Origin of the sequence: Paenibacillus sp. LjRoot56 (assembly GCF_964253335.1) — a bacterium.
Lineage (GTDB): Bacteria > Bacillota > Bacilli > Paenibacillales > NBRC-103111 > Paenibacillus_E > Paenibacillus_E allorhizoplanae.
On sequence record NZ_CAXURV020000008.1, the window covers coordinates 72,970 to 97,512 of the forward strand.

A 24,543-nucleotide genomic window follows, 5' to 3' on the forward strand; every position below is an offset into this window, starting at 1 on the left:
TTCTACCCCTTCGGATTTAATTTAACAGCCAGTTTGTTCATCAGCGCGATGACCACAAACGTAATCACAATCATAATGACCGCAATAACGGAGGCAAGATACCAATCATTCAGCGTAATCGCGTTCTGATATAGGAATGTGGAGATAACCCGCTGCTTGCCTCCGAGCAAAGCCGGTGTCGTATAGGCCGTCAGACTGCCTACGAAGACTAGAATACTTCCTATGATTAATCCGGGTACGCTAAGCGGCACGATGACTTTGACGAAAGCTTTGAAGCGACCCGCTCCCAAGCTTTCCGCCGCTTTCAGCAGATCCGGATCTATATTCTCAAGAACACCGACCAAGGTAATAATAATGAGCGGCAGGAATAAATGGACCAGACCGATCATCATCGCAGCAGGCGTGTACAAGATATCGAGCGGCTCCTTGATCAAGCCAATAGCGATCAACGCATTATTCAGCAGCCCCTTTTTGCCCAAAATAATCATCCAACTGAATGACCTAACAACAGAGCTGGTGAGCAGCGGAAAAATCGCTAAGGCAAGCAGAATCGCCTTCTGCCTTGGGCTTTGCTTGGAGATGAAATAGGCAACCGGGAAGCCCACCACGATGCATAGCAAGGTTGTGACCACACTAACACGCAGGGTCGTCCATAAAATTTTCAGAAAATAAGGATCCCTGAAGAAGCTCCAGTAACCAGCTAATGTGAAGCTGCCTTTATTGAAAAAGGTTGAACCTATCGTAAGAAGGATCGGAACCACCATGAAAACCATCAGGAACAGTAATCCCGGCAGCAATAGTAAATATAAATACGTTTTTTTCATGTAGCTTTACTCCTGTTCCTGGGTTCGCTAGGCGCGCAATGCGCGGATAAATTGGTCTAGAAAAGCTTCGGCGGACACTTCCATACACACATGGACATTAGCAGGCTTAGCTAATCGGTTCTGGAAATCACAGACCGTTTGCCCGTCGCACAGCTCACTTCGGGTTTCTACATCTACGTAATAATGGCGAGTGGTAACGAGCTCTTTATTCAGCGCCACCCCGACTGCGAGCGGGTCGTGAAGGGCGCAAGCCCGTACACCGTTGCGCTCTTGATAACGTTGCATGTAATCCGCTGTGCTTTCCTTGACATAGCGGCCAATCGGCGTATCTCCGAGCGAGCGGATATGTTCTTCTGTCAGCAGCGCCTTCCGGGTCACATCCAAGCCTACTAGCGTTATGGCCGGGAATCCCGCATGCAGCACGATCTTCGCTGCTTCTGGATCGACGTACATGTTATACTCCGCTGTCGGCGTCACATTCCCGAAACCTTGGACAACGCCGCCCATTACAACTACTTCGCTGACATGATGAACCAAGTCCGGATATTTCATAACAGCCATGGCCAGATTCGTCAGCGGCGCGGTCATAATAAGCGTGACTTCACCTGTGTGCTGCTTCACTTGCTCAATGATGAAATCGACTGCATGTCCCTCAGCCGCGTACATGTGAACCTGCATATCGCTTAAAGCTCCGCCAAGTCCGTCCTTGCCGTGAACGCGATGTTCAAAATAAGTCGTGCGCAGCAGAGGCTTATTCGCTCCTTTAATGACTGGAATCTGCTGCTCCATTCCCAGCAGCTGCAAGACTTTGCAGGTATTTAGGGTCGCTTGGTCAAGTGACACATTGCCGTTCACCGTAGTGATACCTAGCACTTCCATTTCCCCGCTGCCTACAGCCAGCAAAATGCCAAGCGCATCGTCTACGCCTGTATCTACATCAAGGATGACCTTCTTTGTCATGATAAACCCCCTTCCATTTCATACAGACAAGGGTATATTCACAATCATATACCCTTGTTCAATTTCAACTATTGAGTGACTTCTTTATTCCAGCGGTCAATCCAACCTTTAAGGTTTTGATTCACGAATTTCATGTCCAATTTGCGAAGCTTGCTTACGACTTCTGTTCCATAAGTAATACCTTGCGCTTCATCAGCCGAGAGCTGAAGTGTTGTATTCACAGGTGAATCGATTTTGGACTTTGCTGATTTTTCTTGGACTTCTTTGCTCAAATGCCAGTTGATAAAATCTTCAGCCAACTGCTTATTTTTACTTCCTTTGATCACGTTAACCGTATTCATGACAGCGTATGCCCCTTCAGTCGGGGAAACAAACTTCGTTTCCGGTACAGCCGTTTTCAGATCCTTCACATACATTTCCATGATTGGCCCAGCGGCAATTTCCCCTTGCGCGAACATATTCACGAATTCGGAAGTTTGGCCGTAGTATTTGACGACGCCTTTATTTAGTTCTTTCACCTTGGCGAATGCTTGATCCGCATTGAACGTTGTGTTGCCTGCAACGACCGATGCCGCATCAAGGATCATTGGACCTGTTGTCGACGTGATGCTTGGCAATGTCAGTTTCTTCGCAAGCTCAGGACTCCATAAGTCGCTCCACGACTTGATTTCTTTACTTGTCGCCTTCGGATTATAGGCGATTCCCAACCGACCAATCGTATAGGCAGGACCATAGTCTTCACCAAGCGGAGCCTTTGCCAAATCGTAGATGTCTTTCAAATTCGGAATACGGGTGCGATCAATCTTTTCAAAGAGTCCAGCTTCAATACCTTGCTGTGCATAGTAATCGGATAAATAGATAAGATCCACTTTGGAACTGCTGCCTTGCTTCACTTTGTTCAGACGCTCCGAGTTGTTGCCAATCTCCAGAACGATCTTGACGTTGTGCTCTTTCTCAAACGGCGCATATACTTCTTTCTTGAAGAAGTCATCCGAGAAGCCCCATGTAGAAATGACTAATTCGGTAGGCGCTCCTTTGGCTGTTGCCGTCGGTGCCGTTGAAGCTGGACTTGCACTTGCAGTCCCCTGATCTTTGGACGGAGCTGCGCCGCATCCTGTGAGAGCTAGACCTACCACGGACAGCGAAATAAGGCTATGAAGCATTCTTTTTTTCATCATGAATAACCTCCCAAGTTTGTATATCTATATTTTGAAGCGTCAAACCCTTGTCAATTTTTACTAGTATGCTACCCTTGACTTCATATCTATGCGCAAAAGCAATAATAAACAGAAAAGTGCCCTTGATAGAAGAAATCTTCTAATCAAGAGCACTTTTCATCGTAAACAATGTAAAGAGACATCTACGGATATACATGCGGTTTCCACTTAAGATAGATCAAAAGTGAAACACCGTGGTCTAAGCTATTCGGTTTGTTTAAGAATGATGTTCGTAATTGCCCATTGCGTTGGCGGATCATAATCTCTTAATACCGCATCCATCGATAATCCCATCTCTTGTTCCAACTTCTCGCGGATTCTTTTCTTATATATCGAAGACATATAGAAATCCACTTCGTGTTTCAAAGTCGGCGCCTCGCCTTCAAGCGCGGTAGAACGGGGGGAACGTCGATGCTTTGCATGAAAAGTAATGATGTTCTGATCCAGCGATACCTTCAGTAAAGTGGTTCCAAAGCCGAACAATTCTTTAGAAATCTCGTTATATAGGTGACACAGCTTCTTCTTGTACTCATTAGAATCTGATTGGGACATTGAAATCACCTTCAAGAACGATTATTGACTTTTATGCTTTCAAATCTATCTTAATAATACATAGGATTACTGAATTAATCAAGCAAATCGTTCGCCTTTTTATCTATATTGACTAATAATAAAGAGTACATCACTTAGAAATATGCCAATTTCCCGAAATATCTCTCATGCTTTGTAAGAATTAACGATTTGATTTTGTGATTTTCTTTATGAATCGGCAATCTTGCGCTCCACAATGTTGTTTTCCCATAGAATCAACGGCTCTATACTGCCGCTACTCTAGGTTTATTCTTCCATTAACTCATATTCAATTATTGTTCTCATTCGCTTATCAAGCTTACATGTCTTTACCTCAAAACCATTAAACTCAAGGCGTATTTCCAAGTCCATACTCGGAAGCCTAACCACAGTTGATCTCGCTAGCCCAGTTGGCTCGAATAATCGCAAGATATACGTATCTTCTCCTTGTTCGGCTCGCTTGAAAGCCGTCATTTGGATCACATCATCATCAAGTTGGACCGCTGTAGCAGGTATCTGCCCTTCCCCGTGGGGGAAGAACGAAAGTGCATACGGTTTTTCATTCCATTGAAGCGCCTCGCGGTCAATGCATCTGAGTCTTTCCGATTTGGGGCCGGCATTCAACCAGAATCTGAACATTCGTTCACCTTGATCGATTCGCGGTGAGAAACGATCATTTGGCATCAATGGTCGATCAAGAATTGGATGAGCGGTGTAAGCCGCCCCTCGTAATAAGGAGGGTCTTATTACGCCATTTGAACAATCCGATCCATAGATCCCATCATTGATCAGAGTAATAGCGACATTGTCAGTTTCGGACATGAGAGCTGTCCATTTTTGTGCAACTACTTCCGTTCCATCCGTTTCAAGAGACTGCACACCAAAGATCGTCTGTCCTGCATATATGCCCTCATCAAGTACGGTTGGAATGGCGAGTTTCAGCATCGTGTCCTTCTCTTGCCAAAATACACGCACATGGATCTCTATCTCCGTCCCATTTTTGGGTAGCTTATACGTGATAACGACCGCGGAATGAGCATACATCAACAGCGATTCAATTACGGTACGTACTTCACCGTCTTCAATTACCCTTACAGAAGGCAGAGTTCCTTCTGTGATACCCGAGAATGCCGTTCCCTCTTCGGGTGACATCAGACGAAATGCCCCCTTCACGTTCTCAAACCCATCGGTGTCCATCCGCCAAGGATCCCCATTGTCAGTAATGGCCAATGGTTGAAAAGCTCCCACTTTAAGATAAGGGATACCCTTAACGATGTACTGATCCATCAACCCTGTTTGCGTATTAATAACTATGTTTAGTGACGGTGTTCGGAAATGAATATCACCGCCTTCGAGCACCACCTGCGGTTTAGGCTTCGAAGGCAGTAATTCAATCCGACAATCGAATCGGTTCATGGTGGAAGGCGATAATTGAGCTTCGAACACAACCCTTTTTCGCCAGTCCAAATTTAGATTGCTATGTTCCTTCTCCGCTTGTGATGGAATACGCATGCCATCTTGATATACGACAGGCATCGAGAATTGATCCTGCCAGTTCTGATCCGCAAGCATAAATTCACATTCAAACACTCCCCGAACGGGATAAGGATGCGGGTTGTAGACGAGTATCGGATACTCCCCTTCTCCTGCTTCCCGTTGCCCGCTCGATAAGGCGAAGAATGCTCGAGCTTTCAGCCTTGATGCAATTTCCAAACCATGATCCATCAGACGAAGGGAAGCTTCTTCTGCAGGTTGAATTGAGGTTCCAGGCAAAATGTCATGGAATTCAGCTACCATCAGATCATGGAACGCCTCATTAAGCTCTTCTTTGGGATAGCGAAGATATCCTTGCAAAGCAGCAGATGATAACATTTTTTCCGTTTGGTACAGCTCATTCTCCAGATGACGATGCTTTTGTTTAATTCGGATCATAGAGGTGTAGCAACCAACAAAGCGTGGATTCAAATCTCGTTCATGGCGGGGCAGAGCATCCCCTTTCTTAGAGAGATCTGCAAAGTAAGCCTCTGGTGTTGAATGTAAGACCTCTACATTACCTTTCGTTGACTCAATTAAGGCGCCTATTCGGTTTAGATCTAGGCGTGAAGGTCCACCACCGTGATTGCCGACGCCCCAAAGCACAAGCTCAAATTCCTGAGTTGTTTGCTTATTAATTCTCTCTTCCACCTTGATATGTGCTTGACCAAGCAGCGTGTTATAACCGTCTTGAATTTGATGGGCAAGTACTTCAGAGCCATCGAACCCGACCCAGGCGAACTCTTGTGCTGGGCCCGCAACACGATCCTCAGGGCGCATGAATAAATAGGAATCGAATCCTGCTTTTCGAATGAGCTGTACAAGACCTCTCGAGTGCCCGAAGGAATCAAAATTGATAGCTGTGGTTGAACTCACACCAAATTTGTCTTTGAAAAAAGTCCGCCCAAGCAAAATCTGCCTCACTATCGACTCTCCGGAAGGCATGTTACAATCAGGTTGTAAATACCACCCACCCATGATGTGCCACTTACCTGCTTGTACCAACCCCTGTATTTTACGGAATAAAGAAGGCTCGTACTCCTCAATCCATTTATATAGCAGCGCTTCATTATGGTTGAATACGTACCCCTCATATTCTTCACAAAAAGCGGCAGCAGCCCGAAAAGTTGATACCGCAGCTGCAGCCCCTTCTTCCCACTCCCATTGCCATACGGGGTCCAAATGCGCATTGCTTAATAAATGTAGCTTTCGCATGTTTATCTCTCCTCTTTGATCATGAATCGATGTCATCTGCTACCATTTTCTCAAAATCTACCCCCCACGTATATTCACTGGAATCACACGTTTTTGAACAAAAATAACATGCAAAGAAGGCTGTGCTATACTAAGAACATGCATCCTAACTTTTCGTAAAGGTGATCTTAATGAGTCTATTGAACCCACGTCATCCGCATGAAATACTTTTTCTGGGCGTCCAACCTTATCAAACTATGCTTAGTGGAAACCTAAGGCTCAATGATGCAGCCGTTGAAATCATTGATCTTTTACTAGAAGTACCTGCGGGATTCGCTCAGTGCCCACCGCACCTCCACACGTGGTATGAGCTCAATTACGTGTATGAGGGACATATGCAAACGAGCTTCGGCGCATCGATGTTGGATATTCACGCAGGTGAGTTTTTCCTCATTCCTCCGGGTATGGAACATGCTCATACCTATGAACCCAATGATCCACATAAGGGCGTCTGTTTAAGGTGGAAGGTGGATAGTAGCACGGAGGATAAACCGGCGAATACGATCTCAACATACGAACAACTCAACGTCCTATCAAGTTGGAAACCTGGCGTTTACACTGATGAGTTTGGACTAGGTCAGCTTCTTATGACGTGCTTTGAAAATGCTAAGTTGAACGGCTCATCCATTGCTGTTTTGCTGCAAATTGTGCAAGTTATTTTTTCTATAACAGAGTTGTCGCCGGAAAGAAAGCGGTGGATTGAAACCGACACCAATTCTGATCACGCTTTGCTCCGTAAGGTTGAAATTTATTTAAACGATGATCAAACCTACGAAGTAGATGTTCATCGACTAGCTGCATCCCTTCATATGAGCTACGGTCATTTGGCCCGAAAATACAAAAAATTGAGCGGTCATACCATCATGGATCGTATGAGTCAGATTCGTTTGGAACGCTCGCTAGAATTGCTACGATGCACGGACCAGCCAATACAAGAAATTGCGTATATAACTGGGCTATCAAGTTTATCGTATTATAGTCGTTTATTTAAAAAGAATTACGGGATGAGCCCGAAAGAATATAGAGATATAGGTAAAGAAAAAGGCCTAACTCATAGTTGAGTTAGGCTTTTTTTATGAATATGAATATAGTTATTTCACTGTCCGCTTATCCGTATTAAGGGCCCGGACTTTCAAGTCAGCAATTATAAACCTTTAGGGAATATCGCGGCTATCTAATAAAATGTCTCAAAAAATAATAGAATAGTGGACGAAACTCACAAAGTCCCATTAGTTCTTTCTCTAAGTCTCCTCGCAAAATTTCACTCTTGCAATGATTTGAATTTACTTTAATATACAAGCATATCATTCCTGAAGTTCCTCAAAGTCCCGAAAAAATCATTCTACATTATAAAAAGAACAAAAGCCTTACGTTTTATCGTAAGGCCGATCATTATTACTATTATTGTACGTTTCAATTAACTAACTGCCCATCCCGAAACCTCACAACCCGCTTCCCCTGCTCCCCGAACTGCTGATCATGCGTAATCACAATAATCGTCCGCCCCTGCTCATTTAACCTGAAAATATCCATGATCTCTACGCCAGTCTTCGAGTCCAGCGCCCCAGTAGGCTCATCCGCCAAAATAATCGGCGGATTTTTTGAGGTTGTGGTCACGAAGCAACGTAAATTTAAAACAGCGGAGCCTAGGATGTGAAAATAAACTCCTAAATTACCCGCTGTTTATAATTAAGTGATTTCCTTTATTAAGGCTTATACGGCACAATATTTGAAGTGCTACTACTATCCCCATCTGTATTCGATCCAACCACTCTGTAATAATATTGCGTTCCTGCTGTTAAGCCGGTATCCGTAAATTCATAGAATGGAGCTGCAGATACCGTCCCCCTAAGCGTCCCCGGACCCGGATAAATATTCGATGCCCCTGAAGAACGATATACTTTGTAATTACCGGTTGGCAAATTTGATTTGCGTAGAATGAATTGATCGAACATGGTCTGTTGGTTCTTGCTGAAAACTCCAGCATATCCTTGCGTAAAAGAGGTGTCGGTTACAGGATCACTGATGACATCTTCATTCAACATGCCTACAAGTGAAGAGCCATTCACCTTTAAGCTTAAAGTTGCTTTCGTCAGCGTAACACCGATATACTCGTCATCAATATCCGCGATGGACTTACATACCAAATCACCGGCAGGACTGCCGTTAACAACTTTTTGAAGCTTAATATACTGCTGACCAGATGCGGTTGAGCCGGAGCAATCGGCACTCGCAAGACCAAGCCGGTAATAATTGTTCCCTGCTGCATCCGAACGAACAGCAACTCCTGCTAAGCTAGACCAGGTTCCAGCCTCTACTTTCGCTTCGACATCGTAATTACCCCAATTCGCGTTGCCCGCTATCGACAATTCGGATGCTGATATCCCGGATTGGTAAACTTTCGAACTACTTCTTGTCGGATGTGCTACAACCGAAAAAGTTCCCGAAGGTTTCGTCCAGACATCGTCCTTGTCATTAATGTTGTCCTTGATGGAATCCGTTTCACTACCATCTTCAAAACCATCATAGATCGTTTCCTGATACGATGCATCCCATTCTAATGTGATAGAGCTTGCCCCCGATGATTGAATGCGTAAATCATTTGGCGCATACGGCATATTCGATTTGGTGACAACCGTTTGATCCGCGGAATTAGCACTTTGTCCGCTAATTGAACCGTTCGATGTATTTGTCGTACCATTGTAAGCACTAACCGCAACATGATAGGTCGTATTATTGTTTAGCCCAGTGAGCTTATACCCGTTCACATTACCCACATCGATCGTGGTAGTATAACTCGAACTTGTGCCATATTTGACATTATAGCCTCTTGCCCCTGGTACACTCTGCCATTCGAATGCTATTTCGCCACTTTGCTTAGGATACAGCCTCGTAACAACAGGAGTTGCTGGTGCGGCAAGTGTTACTTTAACCTCATTGGATAATACAGTGCTGGACGTTCCTGGATATACCGTGAAGTAGTATGGACCACCAGTTAGACCTGTAATCGTCGTTGTATCTCCCGTTACTGCAATCGTGTTGGTATAGCTGCCAGGCGATGTGCCATATTGTACTTTGTAGTTGCTTACGCCATCCAGCGGCCACCATCTAAGGGAAACCGAACCGTCGCCTGTTACTTGCGCATGACTCAGGGTGGTTGGTTGAACTACAGCAGCGCGGGCACTGGTCCACTCTACTCGCATGACTGTGTACCCGGGCACGGTTACCAGATTGGTTGTCGTTCCCGATTGAATTTGAACATTCGTCTTGTTAGCGGCCGTGTTCTGTGCGTCTGAGGCTGCCGACACATACGTTTTTGTCAGCGTTCCGCTTATTGCCGTGCCGTTCTGCTGAATGGTCACATCGTGCGCAGTTGCTGACTTATTGAAGATGACGACATAGTTCTTACCGTCATCCCCTTTGTAGGCTTGCGAATAGATAGCAGGCATATCCGAATCATTGGAATCGTCTGTCACAACCGTCAACCCACCTGTCACTGTCGTCTGCCATAAGCTGGAACTGCTATTGATGGCATGGTCAACCACTTTAAGGTCTAACGCAGGTGCACGGTTGAACACGTCAAAATTCCATGTTGTTGTATCCTCTGTCAGCCCCTTTTGGTAGACATCATCAAGCTCATCGGCGCTCTCATTCCCTGTGCTGACAAGGCCCTGATAAATGCGATATCCGCCCATATATTTCACATTTGTGTTTTTACTGGCTCGTACGGCGGATTCCGCAACAAACATACCAGCGTAGTGGGAATTTTCCAATACGCCCCCAATACCGACTCCATACTCGGTGACAACAATAGGAGCAGAGCCCCAGCTCTTGTTCTCGTAGGTGTTCAGACGATTTTCCCATATGTTCAAATACGTGTTCGTATTTTGGATTGCCTTAGTCAAGCTTTTTGTTTGCGGGTCGTCCCCATTATACTGGTGGAACGTAATGCCATCCCAGAAATGTCCACTGTGATTGGCTTCGTACGTGTTAAAGGCATTATTTTCCGAATCAGTTGGATCTGGCGTGTAATAGACTAATGTCTTTGCACTCGGAAGCACGCCTTTGATCGCATCATTATACGCCTTAGCTTTATTTAAGTAATCATTGGTACCATTATAAAATTTAGGAGATGCATTTAGATCACCAATATATCGGAAATAGTAAGGCTCATTGCCCAACTGCCAGTACTCAACCTGTATGTTATTATCCTTTACGTATTTGGCCAAATCGGCAATATCTTCAGGCCTCTCTGTAAACGTGTTGACTGTAAAAATCAATTTCGCTCCAATTTTACGTGATGACTCATAGAAATCCTTTATATGCTCTTTTCCCTTAGCGTATGTGTACCTGCTGAACCGAGTAAAATCGAAATATTGCTTGTCGGATTCCTTATACTGCGCAACTGATTCATCGTCTACCTCACCCAACTTCCAGTTATAATTGCCGACGACCGTACCAGCGCCATAACGAACCCATCCGACTTCCGCATTTTTGACCTCATTGATATAATCATCATCCATGTACGACATTGCACCTTTTTGCGTTGGGCTATTGTATCCCCTAAACCCTTTCGTAAACTGCGTTTCAGAACTTGTGCTGTAATTGATGGTGGCTGTAGGGTTAGCAGCGTGCGCAACTTCCAAACCAGGAATAACGCTTATGGAGGACTGCACCGACAAAGTTATCAGTAAGGAACAAATAGCTATCTTTTTAATCATAATTATCCTCCATTATTATTTAATCATCCGAAACAATTCCCAGTCTCGCACAGTCCTACTATTGAGATTGAACTGAAATGTTGTCAAATATACCAGTTGCATCTGTTGTGCTATTTGGACTACCTACCCGAAGCCCGACTAATCCTTCACTATAAGTGTTGTCGGTAGCCTGAATAGTGCCCAGGGTTGCACCACTAGAATTGGTTAAGGTAGCCGTAATCGATGCTCCGTTCGCATTAATTTTAATATGATACATTTGATTGGTATTGATTGTTAAATTCGTTGTTTTCTCTGCAAGCGTGGTACCGGCAGTCCCATTAGCATCCATTCGAATGAGTCGGAAGACATCGCCTGATTCAATTTGAGCCAGGTAACCTTTGAACATATAGGCCCCATCCCCATGGTTGGAGCTTCTAAACAGTAGCCCCGCCTTTCCTCCAGTCATCAGCTTTACATCTGCATCATAAATAAAATTGTTGAAATACGAACCAACCTGAACGGATCGAATACCTCCTTTTCCTGTTCCCTCGAATTGCTGACTGCTATTGACCTTCCAATCCGGATTAGGTGAATCCTCATCCTTATTGTAAGAAAACCATCCTTGTGCATAACCATAAGTCGGACCCGAATCGTCATCATTGAAGTTTTCATTTAATGGATTATTCGCGTTCCATGTGTTAAGAGCTGCTATCAGAGAGGATTTGGTCGCAGCCAATGCACTATCATTAATCTTGTTGTCCCCAGGCTCCTCCGGATTAGCTTCTGTCGTATTATACAAGTACTCATTTACTGTAGTGTCAGGGTCTATCGTCCTAATATACTTGTAGGTTCCATTATTGACCGCCAGTTGTACTTGATCTGTACGATCATTACCATCCTCGTTTACATATTTCCAATATAAATAGTCATGAGGATTCGTCGTATCTGTTCCTTTAATCAAAGGGGTTAAATCCCTGCTTGCTGGTGCCGGTATGTTTGCCGTAGAGCCTGCTGCTCTCGCAATTGTAGTCAGCAAGTCCTGTGTGCTTACCATTTGATTGATCACTGCACCAGTGTTGGTGTATTGATTAGGCCATTGGATGGCAAACGGCTCACGGATGCCACCTTCAAATACACCGTGTTTGCCGCCCTGCAGGTTACCTGAAGATCCGATTTCCGGCCCATTATCGGAAACGAAAATAACCATCGTATTATTCCACTTATAATCGGTATGAGACCCAAGGGCACCCAGTACCTGACCAATACTGTCATCGAGATGATCAACCATTGCTTGGTAGATTTTCTCTTCATTGGTAAGGTCAGTTCGATTGGCATAAGTCGAATAGTAACTGTAAGGTACCTGAAGCGGTACGTGCGGTCCATTATAAGCCAAGTATAAGAAGAATGGGTCCTGCGACTGGCCTCCATTGCTCTGGATGTAATTAACAGCCTTGTTTGTAAAGACATCGGTCAAATTGTTTTGTGGAGTTCTGGTGAAATAGGAGGAGGTGGCAGTGTCATATTCCTTCACGCTCAAATTTTGGTTCGTCACCACGTTGGAACTTGTAACCACATTCCCGCCGCTAATAAACGTTGCATCGGAGGGGGCAGTACCATCGGTTGGATAATAACTGCTGATACCGCCCGGAATACCATAGAAGTTGTCGAAGCCTCGGGAGATAGGCATCAGTGTGTTCGTACTCCCCATATCCCATTTGCCTATCGTCATTGTTTTATAGTTTACCGTGTTGATATCTTTCAATATGCTTGCGATAGAGTACGTCGTATTATTCTCTGGATACTCCCTCGCCAAAAAGTTGCTGTCAAAACCGAATCGCGCCGGATAGCGCCCCGACATAAGAGCGGACCTTGACGCTGCGCATACTGGAGAAGCCACATAACCTGCAGTAAATATCGCTCCATTATCAGCGATGGATTTCATATAAGGGGTGGGAGATACAGAAGTCGGATTCGTCAGTGTTGTATCCCCATATCCCAAATCATCTGCATAGATTAGAATCACATTTGGCGCAGCATTCACTTTGGGAGAATTGGACATTCCCATGAGAATCGCTGCCCCGGTTGCAACAAAAACAGTCTTTGCAATGATGTTCCAGTTTACATTATTCGTAATAATCATCACCCTCCAAATATCAATCATTTTTCATACCACATTAAACCTAAACTCTCAATTGACGGTATTGTCGAATCATGTAACATTGCTTATACTTTCATATAGGGATGTAAGGTTCATACACAGTCGATAGATGGGGTGTTTACGTTGGGATATTTGACTAAGATTAAACAATTAAACGAGCTGCGTTTAACACTCAAATGGATTTATGAGTGGAAGCTCCCACCTGAGCATGAACTTTTCAAAGCCAGCTTCCCCTCTACTGTCATCTGGGTCATTCTAGAAGGGCAGAAAAAGGTGCAGATTGGCGAAGTCCTTTACGAACTAAAATCAGGCGATATTGTTATTATCCCACCTCTTACATCTCGCATTGGATTTCAAGAGAAAGCCTCCAATAGTGATTTTCACTACATTACGTTAGCAGCTGATATTCATGTTGGCTCCCTGGATTTTGTCAAATTGTATGCCATGCCCGTTGTTTATCAAATAGAAGAGCAAGAAATTTGGCTTCAGGTTGTAGAGCGCACTTATCATCTTCTAAAGCAATCCGACCAATTGTTGGAGAGTATGCAGTTGGATAGTCAATGGAATAAAGATGTGACAGAGTTTACTTCGGAGCTGTCTACACTTCAAACCATCGAGTTGCTCGATGTGCAGCGTTTGTTTTATGAGTGGTTTCTCCAGCTATGCCGACTAGTCAGTTCCCTTTTGCCGGAGCAACCAATACAAACGGATAAGCGCCTAAGAGAGGTTTGCGAATATATCCATAGAAATATTGGAGGTCATTTAACTCCTTCGCATCTAGCTGCTGTCGCCTATGTGAGTGAGAGTCACCTCCGCCTTCTGTTCCGCAAAGCGTTCGGCAATTCACCTATGGAATACGTCCTCAAGGCTAGGATCAAGCATGCGAGAGAGCTATTGTTGGATAGTGAGAACAGTCTCGGAGAGATTGCGCGCCGGGTTGGCTTTGATAACACAAGTAAATTCAGTCGCCATTTCTCGAAGTTGGAAGGACTCAGCCCACGAGATTATAGGAAACAATTTCAAAATCCGGGGAAAGGGCATTAATCCATTCACGCTAGCAGCTTCTTCATAAACATCTGGATGGCAACTCTGCGGAGCTCTGCCAATTCATGCACATATGCAGGATAGGACACTACGTTCTCAAACTCTTCAGGGTCCTTCACCAAATCGAACAATTCTTCATGTTCACGCCCGTTTTTAGCTACATGAATATATTTGATACGCCCATTGCTTATCGTTAGGAAGCCCTCTCCCTCGCTGACCACATAGTTGTATCCACCTGCTTCTATCCCTTCTTTAAAATCGCGACCATCCGTAGCAATTGGAGGTGCATCAGCCGACTTCAGGCAAGTTGCCATGATATCGGTCAGCATGACCATTGCATCCGTGCTCTGATGCGTGTTTTCCCCAGGATACTGTACGAGTAACGGTACGTTAAGCACGTCTTCATATCCGCAGTCCCCTTTTCCCCATATCCCATGATTACCAAGCATCTCACCGTGGTCCGCCGTGAAGATAATGAGCACGTTATTGCCCCAGCGCCTTCTTACCGCCTCTAAAATGAGCCCGATCTGGTCATCAATCTGAGCAATATTCGCATAATAGCTTTTTCGAAGCTGATGCCAATAGGCATCGTTGTAGTTTTGCTGTGCATAATCCGGTGCGCTGTAAGAGCCATCGGCGATGCCTCGCCCATCCCCGTAGTAGCTTTTATGGTGGATTCGGGTTGTGTCTTCGAATTCATGATCCCGTCTAACCATCCGTTTATCCCTACTCATATCCACACGATCAAAATAGACAGCAGGCGGATCAAATGGGTAATGCGGCCCGCTGAACGATACCCAAAATAACAATGGTTCTTCTTCCGAATAACCTTCGATGTATTCTACCGCCTTGCGCCCCACCCAGCTGTCGGGATGCCATTCCTCTGGACCAGGGAACGGAAATACTTTGGCTTTATTCGAATCCCACGTATCCCTCCTATAAGCATCTAGATAGCCAGCTGCATCCAGCTCCTTTGCGTAATCATCATAGAACCACACAGATACCTGCTTGTCGTCCTGTAAATCCAGATGATCTATGCCAAGGGACAAGTAATAGTCTCGGAACGTCTCATAGGGCAATGTGAGGTCAGGTCTCGTCTCTCCATAGGGCACGGGGGAGAAGTGGCATTTCCCATGTACTGAAGTGTGATACCCGCTTCTTTTCAACTCCTGAAATAAGTTAGGAATTTCTGTGCCTAGTTCACATTTGCGAAAATTACTATATGCACCACTGTTATGAGGCAGTTTTCCTGTCACCAGAGCACAGCGGGAGGGCATGCACCACGGACTCGCTGTGTAAGCGCGTTGGAATTGGATAGCTTCTGAAGCCAATGCATCCAGATGTGTTGTCGTGATCGCTTCGTTGCCATAGCAGCTCAATGCGTCCTTCCTCAACTCGTCCATGGTGATCAGTACAATATGCGGTCTTGAAGAAGCCATATCCTTTACTCACTCTCCTATCCTTTTTATGTCGCGAATCCTTCCAAGACTCCCCGTTGAATCAGCTTATTCGCTACAATCTCATGCAGGAACGGATTCGCTTCCTTCAACTCCTGCAGCAGCAAACCCCTAAGTTGTTTAAGTGTCTCCCTACTTGAAGGAGAGGCGGCGATATTCATATTTTCACCAGCATCCATTTCTAAATTGTACAGCTCTTCTATATCTCGATAACGGAACACATATTTATACGCCGAAGTGCGGATTGAGAAATTGACACTATCCGTATTCACATTAAACTGCTCCGGTCCACCCCGCTCTCCACCAACGACAGCACTCTCTGATCCGCCAATCTTAAACGTCTCGGCGAGCACGTAGTCCCTGTGTGTCGATGTTTGTCCTTGAAGCAGCGGCACAAAGGATCGACCTTCGTGTTTCTGCTTGATGTTAACACCGGTCAACTCCGCCAGCGTAGGCAGTAAGTCAATGAGCGAAACCAGTGCGTTGCTACGCGCCGGTGACGGATAGTCCTCACCAGTGCCTGTAAGGATGAGAGGAACGCGGAGCGCTTCTTCGTAATGAAGCGGAAAACCCTTCTTAATTAACCCATGGGAACCCATCATATCACCATGATCGGAAAGGAATACGATAAGCGTATCCTCATAGAGCTCTTCCCGCTTCAAATAATCAACAACGATTCCGACCTGTTTATCAATCAAGGCACACAGCCCCAAATAATGGGCGATATAGGAGCGCCATTCATTATCATCCAAGCCATTCAACTCAGAGAAATAGGAGGATTGCAGCACCTCGAATGGCTTCCCGTCTGTCCCCTGCAAAAAGTTGATCGGCAGCTTGACCTCGTCAGGTTTAATCAAGGTATCATAAGGGGCAGGTACGATCATCGGGAAATGCGGAGCATTATAGGAGCATACCGCAAAGAACGGCCGATCATCCGGCCTGCGGTCGAGTGCCTCTGTAAATATGTCCGTTTGCCAGGTCTCGAGAAAATGCTCTTCCTTAATTTCGGCTGTTCCATAGGGTGCTTTCCCCTCCCGCTTAAGCTGTCCGATATCGGAATGCGTCAAATTCTCGATATGAGTCTCATGCAGCTTATATCCGTGGGTTTGTGTGTATTCACGGTACTCTTCAATGAATCTGCCCCGGTCTCGGCCCTCGATCACAGCTGGAATCGCTGAAACATCGTCGAAATGAAACCGTTGCGGCGTCGTACCCGGCACATGCCACTTACCTGTATAAATGGTATGGTAGCCAGCTTCTTTGAAATTAGAGATTAGCCCTTCATCTTGCAGGTCCTCTCGAATGCTTTTCCAATTGCCGGTCACTTCATGCCCATGGGGCATAAGTCCCGTCCATAGGCTGGCACGAGCTGGGCAGCACAACGGATATGCGGTGTAGCTGCGATCCAACGAGATGCCTTGGGCTGCCAGCGCATCGATATTTGGCGTCACAGAACGTTCGCTGCTAAGGCTATTCAACGTATCCCATCGTTGTTCATCACTCATTAGAATAACGATATTTTTCGGTTTCAAGTGGCACTACCTCCATGGTTGTCATTTCTTAAGGCTTCAACTTCTTCTGCTCAATGAGTCGATTTGTATCTTCGGACAAGTCATCATGATCCAGCAGCTGCTTGTGCAGGCGATGCTTCATCTCTTCAAGCAAGTTTCGCTTATCAGATGCATGTATTAAATTTTGAAGTTCAAATGGATCCTGCTCTAAATCATACAACTCATCGGAATCATCCAAATGAGCGACGTACTTATACGTCTCCCAGTAAAGAGCTCTCTGAATCTTCTCGTAATCCTTATGACCGAAATGAACGGCCATAAGATCTTTGCGCCATGTGCTAGGAATCCCAAAGTCAGAATCATTTGCAGAATTGATATGCGTTATCAGTCCTGCCAAGCTAAGGCCATCCAAATGCTCAGGAATTTGAACACCGCTCCATTCCAGAACCGAGGATACTATATCCATATTGCTTACGAGTGCTTGTGTGCTGCGTGCTTGCTTCGTCACACCTGGCCATTTCACGACAAGTGGAATCGCCATCGTTTCCTCCGTCAGCATAGCGTCCTTATCGAATAGTCCACCGTTCGAGGCAAGTATATCGCCATGGTCTGCCGTATAGATGACAATGGTGTTGTCTGAAATCCCCAATCGATCTATCGTATCCAATACCTTTAGGAATGCCGAATCTGTCTGAGCAAAATGCTCATAAGCTCTTGCAAGCAGCGGCCGCCATTGGTCCCATTCGGTGAACCTGGTTCGACTCCGCCAATCATCACGATCACGCTTATGGTAATCTGGCCGATCCACAAAATTGTTGCTGAAATTTGGATATTCAGGAATGAGCTGAGCATCCAGCGAGTTCCGAAACGGCTCAGCTACGAGATAAGGCTGATGAGGTCCCCAAATATCGACCCGAAGTAAGAAAGGCTCTTCTCCCTGAGCAGCCTCTTCTAACCAATCACATGCAAGCTGTGAGACGAAGTATGCTTCTGTAGCCTCCACAGGCGATTTAAAGTGTGCCGTACTAGCAGACCGAAAGCCGTTAGCACTAGCTCCCGCAAAGGATTCCACGTCTTTCATGTTGATGTCCGATAAAGAAGCTCCGGAAATGCTCCACTCCACATCCACAATCGGATCAGGCAGATCGAACCGCTTCAAGTAGCTCGCGTATGCCTCTGATTGGTATGGCGTACCGTACCCCTCTAAGGAAAATCCTTCAAAGCCATATTCCTGTGCATTCTCCTTCCCTGCATGCCATTTGCCGAAGTAGCCGCACCGGTAACCCACGGACTTCAAGAACTCACTCAATACGGGCGTTCCAACGTTCATTGCCTCTTTAAGACTTCTCGAATCGTTTCTAGTAATACCATGCTTATGCGCGTACACGCCTGTCAGCATACTTGCTCTCGCAGGAGAGCAGAGAGGCGTTACGGAATAGGCGCGGTCAAATGCAGTTCCTTCCGAGGCTATTCGCTCATAGGCCGCTAGTATCGGCTTCGGCCCCTTTGTATCACGAAAATGCTTCCAAACAACATGATCCTGCGTCAACCAAACAATATTCGGTTTTCTATTCGGTGTAGCTCCCATAATCACAATCCTCGCATTCCGTTTTTAGAAGTCGGCTTGCCGTTCGGGCAGCGGGTCTACCGTCCATGCCATACGATCCGTCATCAGTTCCATCATCTGTAGTTTCATCTCTAGATAGGCAGGATCGTCATATAAATTACTTGTCTCTGCCGCATCCTTTACTAAATCGTAAAGTTCACCTTGCTGAGATGAATGGACACGAACCAATTTATATCTGCCGTCAGATACCATCGTACAGTGCGGCGGCAGATCAGGATGCCAAGGCTGCGCATTATAATATTCACAGTAGACGCTGTCCCGGTGAGCGTCATGCGGTACCTCCCCTTTGAGCAATGACCAAAGTGACTTCCCCTGAATTCCCGGCGCCGCATCAGCCTGAATGGCATCGAGTAGTGTCGGGGCTAAATCTACGAGTTCCACAAGAGCTGATGTGCGAACACCCGATTGGATAACGCCCGGCCATGCAATCAGAAGAGGCACCTTGACAAGCGGCTCATAGAAATAAGGACCTTTCCAATATATCCCATGATCACCCAGCATCTCGCCATGATCTGACATAAATAGGACGAGTGTATGCTCCAACTCCCCTGTCTGCTTGAGCACTTCCATCAGCAGCCCTATCTGTTCATCCACATGCTCCATAATGGCCCATTGAGAAGCACATATTAACTTATGTTCATATTCTGTCATTTCCTTATAATTCAAATGCTTAGCAAAATTATATGCTTTCTCGCTGTCCATCTTCTGATAGACTGGTTTGTTGTCCAGCTCACCGGGTGTGTAATTGGGCAACGGAACACGATCTAGATGTTCCATGTATTTATCTAGCAACCGCTTGGGCGGATCGAATGGATGATGCGGATCAAAAAGGTTAAGCGAGAAGAGCCACTTATTGCCCTGCTTGGCATTGGATCGAATGAACTTAGCAGCCTCTTCTATGCACCACGTACCTTGACGATCTTCTTCATCCTCCCCGTAATATACTTGGCGGGAGCCAGTAATGGCTTCTCGTTTCAACTCTTTTCCCTTCTCATTCAACCATTGTGTATGCTCATTCAGGGCCCATTCGTGAGTGCCACCTGTCGCTGGAGACCAGCGGAACACTTGGTATCCGTCATCCCCCCGTTCCTCAACGCCATGACATACCGCTGGGTGAGTAGGAGCCAAATGCAGCTTCCCTGCAAGTCCACAGACATATCCTTGTTCCGCAAATCGCTTTGAAATGAGCTTCTCATCAGAAGGAAGCTTCTGGCCGTTTTGTCTGCACCGGGTTGTACGTGGGTATCTCCCCGTCATGAAGCTGGCGCGGCTTGGTGTGCATACAGGGCTTTGACAGTAAGCTCTCTCGAAAAGCGTACCCTGGGATGCGAGTTTATCAATATTCGGGGTATTGACATTCGGATTGCCGTAACAGCCCAGCGTATCTGTTCGCTGCTGGTCCGTGCAGATCCATAAGATATTGGGCTGACGACGGACGTCCCCATTCCCTGATTGGATATTCATTTCCTGTTCCCTCCTGCCGGTTTAAATCTCCAAACGTTCCACGACAACGGCAGCAGCCTCGTGCTTAGGCGGTTATCATTGACTAGGGGGACAAAACCATTTCTCGGAACAATCGTATCTGGAGCATCTGCTTGATTGTAGGCAGATGGATTCTGATGCTGCACAACAATGCTTTCATGGCCTATTAACGCATCAAAGCCTCTCAGTTCCAAATTCATCTCAAGCTCCTCGCTTAAACTGCGATTCACCGCAAAGACCGTCAGCACACCAGAATCATCATCGAATACCGATACCGCTTCAATAAGAGGTACCTCTCTTTTCTCATTCGTCACATACGATGGGGCTTGCACCTGGACCGGTAAGGCAAGTCCTCTCCCAAATCGGGAGGCATGCAGAAATGGGTAATAAATCGACTGCTTCCATGCCCTTCCATCGGAGTCTGTCATGATAACACCAAAGACGTTCACGAGTTGTGCAATGCAAGCGATCCGAATCCGATCGCTATGCTTCAACAGTGAAATCAGCATCGAGCCGAATACGATCATATCAACTGTTGTATGACTTCCTTCACACAGCGCTGGACCAACAGTCCACGACTCGGCATCATTCCCTTTCCATGTACTCGGCACGACATTCCACTCATCAAAGGACAAATACATCCGCTTACTCGAGCGCTTCTTCGCCTTTACGAAGTCACAAGCAGCGACGATTGAGTCAATATATTCATCCATGATCAATGATTTCGCCAAATATGCCTCCAGATCGTCCTCTTTATTGTCCAGATACATATGGACCGAAAGATAGTCTGCAATGTCATAGCAGTATTCCATTACGGTTGCATCCCAATCAGGATAAGTGGGAAGATTTAGAGAGGAACTCCCGCATGCGACCAACTCAATCGTAGGATCGAGTCGTTTCATCACCTTTCCAGCCTCCCGGGCGAGAAGGCCGTATTCCGCTGCTGACGTGTTGCAAATTTGCCAGGGACCGTCCATTTCGTTGCCTAGACACCACAGCTTGAACGAATATGGCTGTTCTCTGCCATGAGCTTTTCGCAGCTTACTAAAGCTGCTTTCCCCCGCCATATTGCAATACTCTAGCAGATGAGCCGCCTCCTCAACACCGCGGGTGCCGAGATTGACAGCCATCATGACCTGCGAACCTACCTGCGAAGCCCACTTTGCAAATTCATCCAGTCCAACCTCGTTCGTTTCCAAACTTTTCCATGCCAAATCCATACGTGTAGGGCGATTCACCTGTGGTCCGACGCTATCCTCCCAGCGAAAACCAGAAACAAAGTTTCCACCAGGATATCGGATGACCGATACATCCAACTCTGAGACCATGCCCGCAACATCGCGTCGAAAGCCTGCTTCGTCAGACTCCGAATGCTGCGGCTGATAGATACCTCCATATACACAGCGCCCCATGTGCTCGATAAAGCCGCCATAAATTCTCGCATCGATGCGTGATATGACGAAATCGCGATCTATCACAGCTCTCGCCTTTTGAACTCCAGCCATCGTTCATTCACTCCATTTCAAAAGTAAAACAGCTGGTGAAGGGAATCCAGCCTCGGATGCTTTCCACGGAAGCCTGTTCTTCATCCATGTCTCACCACGATTTGCCATCACCTTGCCAGCTGTATCTCGTTTTGTTTATTTTCCACCCTTAAGCAGGCCATCAAGTGATTCCTGGAACATTTTCTCCAGCTTATCCACGCCCATTTTCTTCAAGGTTGCTACATACGCATCCCACTCGGCAAAAGACTGATCGCCTGAGATAAACTTGGCACGCATTTCATCTGTATAGGTATCCAGATCGGTGCGAATTGCGTTCATTTGATCTTGCTTTTCTTTGGATAGAAGCGGTAGAGCATATTGTTTTTTAGGCAAAAACGGCTGAACAAGTTTGAAGTCCTTCGGTCGGGTCGAGCCTTCCAGCATTGGTGATAAATGTTTGTCCGTATAATAGCCGAACTCCCCTCCACCTTGCCAAATGGTCATGGACCCCAGTTCCACTGTCAGCCCTCGTTGGCTATTCAAAATTTCCTTTTTATATCCTAAGCTTCCATTCTCACGCTTCTCGTAAGTGACACCCTCCTTGCCCAAGTAGAGCAGAGTCGCACCTTCGTCTCCATAAAAATAATCGAACATACGCATCGTTGCTTCTGGATTCTTGTTAGCTTTTGTAATGATCGCCTTACCGCCGTTAGCATTAACATCCTGCTTCAGATTCCATAACTGGTCGCCATGAGGCCCTTTAAGTGGCGTAATACCTGAATAGTCTCCTGCAAATTTGCCAGCATTTTGAGCTTGCAGCAATGGCGTGAAGCCTACCTTATTGTCAGCTAGCTTCGCAAAATACACTTGATCCGTCTGCGTGAAAATATCCTTATCCAGTAAGCCTTCCTTATAGAGCTTGCTTGTATATTGCAGCAGCTCCTTGTATTTCTCATCCGCGTACCAAATATGCACCTTATTATTGTCGTCAATGTTCAACTTATAATCCAAATTGCGCTGCAGCCCATACATGCCTTCAAGTCCACGCATCGCCCAGTCAATTGTATGAGCCGTATACGGAATTTCATCGTTCTTGCTGTTGCCATTCGGGTCCTTTTCTTTAAACAATTTCAACAGTGAGTAGAGTTCATTCGAATCCTTAGGAGCCTGCGCTCCAACCTTATCGAGCCATTTGATATTCAGCATCGGGAAACGTGGAACACCGAGCAAGTCGTAATCGACAATTCGAGGCAGCGAATATATATGTCCATCGGGAGAGGTAATGGCAGCCTTTACCTCTGGCTTCTTCTTTAACAGCTCACGCAGATTAGGTGCATACTTCTCGATCAATCCCTCCAGAGGAATGAAAACGCCAGTCGAGCCATATTTCGTAATATCCGCATCCTTGATAACACCTTTGATGAAAAAGTCGGGCAGTTCGCCGCTTGCCAACACCAGATTGACACGCTCTACAGCGTTTTGCAAGGAAGGCGTATCCCATTCGATATGAATATTCGCTTTCTCCTCCAGCTCCTTCCAAAGCAGCATCTGGCTGTATTCACCCAATTGCGGGTCCTTTCGAGCAAATCCTTTTAAAGTGACCTTTTCCTTAACAATCGGTAAACCGGTTTCGTTGACATTTGCAGGTATCACCGAAGCCGTAGTTGTAGCCGTCCCCTCTTGTGACGCAGATTTATCCGCACACCCTGAAATAACTAGCACCAAAGCGACCGGGACTGTTAAAAGTAAATTCTTTTTCATAAGATATGACCTCCAATAGTAGATGTATAATTTGAATTGCTATAATAATCAGCCTTATCCTTTTATCGAACCGATCAAAGCGCCCTTTACAAAAAAACGCTGCATAAAGGGATATAAAATCAGCATAGGAAGGCTGGCGACCATAATAATGGCATATTTGATCCCTTCCGAATCAAAAATTCGATCTGTAAAGCCCTTATCCAGTGTTGCAAAATCATCAACTTTGGATTGAATGAGAATTTCTCGCAGAACCAGCTGGAGAGGAAACAGACTTCGATCCGATAAATAAATGAGACCGTTGAAGAAATCGTTCCAGTGATGAACAGCATAATACAATGAGATTACAGCCAGGATTGGCTTAGATAACGGAAGCACCACATCAAGTAAAATGCGCGTGTTCGAGCACCCGTCTATAAAAGCAGCCTCCTGCAGCTCCTTCGGAATCGTGTTCATAAAATAAGTGCGCATAATGATGAGATTAAAAGTATTTATTGCGCTTGGCAGTATCATCGCCCACATGGAATTCACCAACCCCAACTGCTTCACGACCAAATAAGTTGGGATAATACCGCCTTGAAAATACATGGTTAAAATAAGAATACCCAGAATAACACGCCCGCCCTTAAGGTCAGACCTCGATAGTGGGTAGGCCGCCAGCACTGTTAACACCACGTTAATAGCCGTGCCTAGCACCGTATAGAGGATCGTATTTCGGTACCCGTTCCAGACTGTACTGTTCTTGAGTACGTTGATGTACGACTTTAAAGTCAGTTCCTCTGGCCAGAATAGGATTTGACCTTTGGCAACAAGAGCAGGGCTGCTGAGCGAACTACTGAACACATGCAGCAAAGGGAATACAATAAACAAGGTCAATACGACAAGAAAGGCATACATTGCCAAATTGAACCAAACGTCATTGTTTTGGATGGCATTTTGTTTTTTCAGCATCTTATTCCCTCCC

16 protein-coding genes and 1 pseudogene are annotated in these 24,543 nt (G+C 45.8%); 2 read left to right on the forward strand and 15 right to left on the reverse strand.

Annotation, left to right across the window (positions count from 1 at the left end):
• Positions 1-2: 2 nt before the first annotated feature.
• From ACSQ8O_RS35845 to ACSQ8O_RS35865, 5 genes are all read right to left on the reverse strand, one after another.
• Positions 3-824, reverse strand: a complete 822-nt coding sequence (locus tag ACSQ8O_RS35845; RefSeq protein ID WP_436245621.1) for an ABC transporter permease — start codon at positions 822-824, stop codon at positions 3-5.
• 27 nt (positions 825-851) lie between these two features.
• Positions 852-1,784, reverse strand: a complete 933-nt coding sequence (locus ACSQ8O_RS35850) for a nucleoside hydrolase (protein WP_436245622.1) — start codon at positions 1,782-1,784, stop codon at positions 852-854.
• A 68-nt stretch (positions 1,785-1,852) separates the two neighbouring features.
• Positions 1,853-2,962 carry an ABC transporter substrate-binding protein gene (locus ACSQ8O_RS35855; protein ID WP_436245623.1) on the reverse strand — a complete coding sequence of 370 codons (1,110 nt, stop codon included), beginning with the start codon at positions 2,960-2,962 and terminating at the stop codon, positions 1,853-1,855.
• Positions 2,963-3,205: 243 nt separating this feature from the next.
• Positions 3,206-3,553, reverse strand: a complete 348-nt coding sequence (locus tag ACSQ8O_RS35860; protein ID WP_056619026.1) for a hypothetical protein — start codon at positions 3,551-3,553, stop codon at positions 3,206-3,208.
• 285 nt (positions 3,554-3,838) lie between these two features.
• Positions 3,839-6,319 (reverse strand): glycoside hydrolase family 38 C-terminal domain-containing protein, encoded by a 2,481-nt coding sequence (locus ACSQ8O_RS35865; protein ID WP_436245624.1) that lies wholly within the window; start codon positions 6,317-6,319, stop codon positions 3,839-3,841.
• A gap of 170 nt (positions 6,320-6,489) precedes the next feature.
• On the opposite strand from ACSQ8O_RS35865, the gene ACSQ8O_RS35870 reads away from it, so the two are divergent.
• Entirely contained in the window at positions 6,490-7,419 is a 930-nt protein-coding gene (locus tag ACSQ8O_RS35870) for an AraC family transcriptional regulator (RefSeq protein ID WP_436245625.1), read from the forward strand.
• Between the two features lie 352 nt (positions 7,420-7,771).
• Here ACSQ8O_RS35870 and ACSQ8O_RS35875 read toward each other — a convergent pair.
• The 3 genes and pseudogenes from ACSQ8O_RS35875 to ACSQ8O_RS35885 form a co-directional block, all read right to left on the reverse strand.
• Positions 7,772-7,957 (reverse strand): annotated as a pseudogene (locus tag ACSQ8O_RS35875) (macrolide ABC transporter ATP-binding protein); the annotation flags it as partial.
• A gap of 107 nt (positions 7,958-8,064) precedes the next feature.
• Positions 8,065-11,079 (reverse strand): hypothetical protein, encoded by a 3,015-nt coding sequence (locus tag ACSQ8O_RS35880; protein ID WP_436245626.1) that lies wholly within the window; start codon positions 11,077-11,079, stop codon positions 8,065-8,067.
• 58 nt (positions 11,080-11,137) lie between these two features.
• A complete protein-coding gene (locus tag ACSQ8O_RS35885; protein ID WP_436245627.1) occupies positions 11,138-13,219 on the reverse strand; it encodes a sulfatase-like hydrolase/transferase in 2,082 nt (693 codons plus the stop codon).
• Between the two features lie 120 nt (positions 13,220-13,339).
• On the opposite strand from ACSQ8O_RS35885, the gene ACSQ8O_RS35890 reads away from it, so the two are divergent.
• Entirely contained in the window at positions 13,340-14,260 is a 921-nt protein-coding gene (locus ACSQ8O_RS35890) for a helix-turn-helix domain-containing protein (RefSeq protein ID WP_436245628.1), read from the forward strand.
• A gap of 5 nt (positions 14,261-14,265) precedes the next feature.
• On the opposite strand, the gene ACSQ8O_RS35895 is transcribed toward ACSQ8O_RS35890, so the two are convergent.
• The 7 genes from ACSQ8O_RS35895 to ACSQ8O_RS35925 form a co-directional block, all read right to left on the reverse strand.
• Positions 14,266-15,699 carry a sulfatase-like hydrolase/transferase gene (locus tag ACSQ8O_RS35895; protein ID WP_436245629.1) on the reverse strand — a complete coding sequence of 478 codons (1,434 nt, stop codon included), beginning with the start codon at positions 15,697-15,699 and terminating at the stop codon, positions 14,266-14,268.
• A 26-nt stretch (positions 15,700-15,725) separates the two neighbouring features.
• On the reverse strand, positions 15,726-17,249 hold the full coding sequence (locus tag ACSQ8O_RS35900; protein WP_436245630.1) for a sulfatase-like hydrolase/transferase: 1,524 nt from the start codon (positions 17,247-17,249) through the stop codon (positions 15,726-15,728).
• A 28-nt stretch (positions 17,250-17,277) separates the two neighbouring features.
• The gene (locus tag ACSQ8O_RS35905; RefSeq protein ID WP_436245631.1) at positions 17,278-18,816 is read right to left on the reverse strand and encodes a sulfatase-like hydrolase/transferase; all 1,539 of its coding nucleotides are present in this window, start codon (positions 18,814-18,816) and stop codon (positions 17,278-17,280) included.
• A gap of 24 nt (positions 18,817-18,840) precedes the next feature.
• Positions 18,841-20,319: a sulfatase family protein gene (locus tag ACSQ8O_RS35910; RefSeq protein ID WP_436245632.1), complete on the reverse strand. Its 1,479-nt coding sequence runs from the start codon at positions 20,317-20,319 to the stop codon at positions 18,841-18,843.
• Complete coding sequence (arfA, locus tag ACSQ8O_RS35915) at positions 20,316-21,842, reverse strand: arabinosylfuranosidase ArfA (protein ID WP_436245633.1); 1,527 nt, start codon at positions 21,840-21,842, stop codon at positions 20,316-20,318. The genes ACSQ8O_RS35910 and arfA overlap by 4 nt, the downstream gene beginning before the upstream one ends.
• 135 nt (positions 21,843-21,977) lie before the next feature.
• The gene (locus ACSQ8O_RS35920) at positions 21,978-23,582 is read right to left on the reverse strand and encodes a hypothetical protein (protein WP_436245634.1); all 1,605 of its coding nucleotides are present in this window, start codon (positions 23,580-23,582) and stop codon (positions 21,978-21,980) included.
• A 54-nt stretch (positions 23,583-23,636) separates the two neighbouring features.
• The gene (locus ACSQ8O_RS35925; RefSeq protein ID WP_436245635.1) at positions 23,637-24,530 is read right to left on the reverse strand and encodes a carbohydrate ABC transporter permease; all 894 of its coding nucleotides are present in this window, start codon (positions 24,528-24,530) and stop codon (positions 23,637-23,639) included.
• Between the last annotated feature and the right edge of the window lie 13 nt (positions 24,531-24,543).

What these genes read in the sequence shown, in the direction of transcription:
- ACSQ8O_RS35845 (WP_436245621.1), bottom strand. Translation starts at nt 824, where the DNA reads ATGAAAAAAACGTATTTATATTTACTATTGCTGCCGGGATTACTGTTC.
- ACSQ8O_RS35850 (WP_436245622.1), bottom strand. Translation starts at nt 1,784, where the DNA reads ATGACAAAGAAGGTCATCCTTGATGTAGATACAGGCGTAGACGATGCG.
- ACSQ8O_RS35855 (WP_436245623.1), bottom strand. Translation starts at nt 2,962, where the DNA reads ATGATGAAAAAAAGAATGCTTCATAGCCTTATTTCGCTGTCCGTGGTA.
- ACSQ8O_RS35860 (WP_056619026.1), bottom strand. Translation starts at nt 3,553, where the DNA reads ATGTCCCAATCAGATTCTAATGAGTACAAGAAGAAGCTGTGTCACCTA.
- ACSQ8O_RS35865 (WP_436245624.1), bottom strand. Translation starts at nt 6,319, where the DNA reads ATGCGAAAGCTACATTTATTAAGCAATGCGCATTTGGACCCCGTATGG.
- ACSQ8O_RS35870 (WP_436245625.1), top strand. Translation starts at nt 6,490, where the DNA reads ATGAGTCTATTGAACCCACGTCATCCGCATGAAATACTTTTTCTGGGC.
- ACSQ8O_RS35880 (WP_436245626.1), bottom strand. Translation starts at nt 11,079, where the DNA reads ATGATTAAAAAGATAGCTATTTGTTCCTTACTGATAACTTTGTCGGTG.
- ACSQ8O_RS35885 (WP_436245627.1), bottom strand. Translation starts at nt 13,219, where the DNA reads ATGATTGATATTTGGAGGGTGATGATTATTACGAATAATGTAAACTGG.
- ACSQ8O_RS35895 (WP_436245629.1), bottom strand. Translation starts at nt 15,699, where the DNA reads ATGGCTTCTTCAAGACCGCATATTGTACTGATCACCATGGACGAGTTG.
- ACSQ8O_RS35905 (WP_436245631.1), bottom strand. Translation starts at nt 18,816, where the DNA reads ATGGGAGCTACACCGAATAGAAAACCGAATATTGTTTGGTTGACGCAG.
- ACSQ8O_RS35910 (WP_436245632.1), bottom strand. Translation starts at nt 20,319, where the DNA reads ATGAATATCCAATCAGGGAATGGGGACGTCCGTCGTCAGCCCAATATC.
- arfA (WP_436245633.1), bottom strand. Translation starts at nt 21,842, where the DNA reads ATGGCTGGAGTTCAAAAGGCGAGAGCTGTGATAGATCGCGATTTCGTC.
- ACSQ8O_RS35920 (WP_436245634.1), bottom strand. Translation starts at nt 23,582, where the DNA reads ATGAAAAAGAATTTACTTTTAACAGTCCCGGTCGCTTTGGTGCTAGTT.
- ACSQ8O_RS35925 (WP_436245635.1), bottom strand. Translation starts at nt 24,530, where the DNA reads ATGCTGAAAAAACAAAATGCCATCCAAAACAATGACGTTTGGTTCAAT.